The 209-nt window shown below is 41.1% G+C and carries 1 pseudogene; it reads left to right on the forward strand.

What is annotated here, in order from left to right:
• Positions 1-198: pseudogene (gene secG, locus V6256_RS16200) on the forward strand (preprotein translocase subunit SecG); the annotation flags it as partial.
• Positions 199-209 lie beyond the last annotated feature (11 nt).

Below are 209 nucleotides of genomic sequence, written 5' to 3' on the forward strand. Positions count from 1 at the left end.
ATTGTTTCAGTTATTTTAGATGGTTTTGTATTGATCCAGCAAGGTAAAGGAGCTGGCATGGGCGCTTCATAAGGCTCTGGCGCTTCAAACACAGAATTTGGTGCAGGCGGTTCAGGTAACTTTATGACTCGCACCACAGTGATATTAGCATTAGCTTTTTTTGTAATCAGCTTAGTGTTAGCTAACCTTTCTAGTCATCCTGTATGAAC

Source organism: Psychromonas aquatilis, from assembly GCF_038155185.1.
Classification (GTDB): domain Bacteria; phylum Pseudomonadota; class Gammaproteobacteria; order Enterobacterales; family Psychromonadaceae; genus Psychromonas; species Psychromonas aquatilis.